Here is a 1,590-nt window from a genome sequence, read left to right as displayed (position 1 = left end):
ACTTCATAAGCGTAAAGATGGAGGTGCTCAATGGATTTACCGTTTTACCATTCATGGGCGGCGCCGTGAAATGGGCTTGGGAGCGTTGCGAGATGTTTCTTTAAAACAAGCCCGTGAATTAGCAACAGGATGGCGGGCTGTTTTACGTGAAGGGCGTGACCCTATTAAAGAACGCAATAAACAAAAGCGTGAAGCAATGCGTAATCTTCATTATTTAAAAGATATTGCTTTGGATACTTTTGAAAGTCGTAAAGCTGAATTAAAAGGGGATGGTAAAAATGGAAACTGGTTTTCACCCTTAAAACTTCATATTCTCCCTAAATTAGGCTGTCTACCCGTTTCAGAGATTACCCAAACAGAGATACGCAATACCCTTTCTCCCATTTGGCATACAAAGGCTGTAATTGCTCGAACAGCATTGATACGTCTTAATCTTTGTCTCAAACATGCGGCTGCATTAGGTGTAGATGTTGATTTACAAGCTGTAGAAAAAGCAAAAGCTCTCTTAGGAAAACAACGCCATAAGGTCACTAATAGACCAGCGATGGATTGGAGAGAGGTTCCGGCTTTTTATAAAACACTCTGTGAAGCATCAACCATAACACAACTGGCTTTACGTTTGCTTATTTTGACAGGCGTTCGTACCAATCCTTTACGTCATATTCATAAAGATCAAATTGATGGGGATATATGGACCATACCTGCTGAAAATATGAAAGGCAAGCGTGATACAACAAAAGAATTTCGCGTGCCTTTATCAACTGAAGCATTAGACATTTTAAAACAAGCACGATTGCTTTCTCGTAATGATTTCTTTTTTTCTGCTAAAGGTCGCGGTCCCCTCGCTGAGAAGTGTATGGCTCAATATATGAGAGACAATAAACTTGAAGCCTGCCCGCATGGATTTCGTTCTAGTTTACGCAATTGGCTCGCTGAAACAACCGATGCCCCCTATGAGGTCGCTGAAACCATTCTAAGTCATACAGTAGGAGGACAAGTAGAACGTGCCTATCGTCGGACTGACTATTTAGAACAGCGCCGCGTTTATATGGATAAATGGGCGGCTTATGTCACAGGTCAATCTTAAGATATGGGGTGAATAACCCCATTATCTGTGGATAACTTTCTCTCTCTTCTCTCTCATTCTTTCTCAATAAGACTCATAAATTATCACATCAGAATTTATATGATAAAATATTGTTTTCTATAAATAAAATACCTTCAAAAATAAACCAAAATGTGCTTAATAAATAGGCATGATTTGTTTCTATTTTTTATAGTGAAAGGATTTTAGAATGACAGAAAATGATATTCTTTTAACAGACCGTGAAAGTGCAAAATTGCTTCATATGAGTGTCTCAACTTTCCGGCGTCATGTTACTAATGGCTCTCTCCCAAAACCTTTAAAATTTGGTTTTTTATCCCGTTGGTTACAATCGGATCTCTTAAATGTAATCGAACAAGCAAAACAGCAACGTTATAACGACGTGGCATAAAAAAAACCTTGTCACGTAAGGACGGACAAGGCTTTCTCAAACTCATCAATCTAGAGATAGCATAATCCGTCCTATGACGCAATGTTATAGGATT

Annotated in this window: 2 protein-coding genes; both read left to right on the top strand. The window is 38.9% G+C overall.

The window, feature by feature from the left end; all coding sequences use genetic code 11:
* Positions 1–1,087 (top strand): tyrosine-type recombinase/integrase (locus ACFIMS_RS04250; protein WP_375696414.1); only part of this gene is annotated, 1,087 nt, incomplete at its 5' end.
* 208 nt (positions 1,088–1,295) lie between these two features.
* Positions 1,296–1,496, top strand: a complete 201-nt coding sequence (locus tag ACFIMS_RS04245; protein WP_007347430.1) for an AlpA family transcriptional regulator — start codon at positions 1,296–1,298, stop codon at positions 1,494–1,496.
* Positions 1,497–1,590: the final 94 nt, after the last annotated feature.

The organism is Bartonella sp. AP331QHHD (genome assembly GCF_042195905.1).
GTDB lineage: Bacteria > Pseudomonadota > Alphaproteobacteria > Rhizobiales > Rhizobiaceae > Bartonella.
This window is presented reverse-complemented; position numbering and strand designations above follow the sequence as displayed.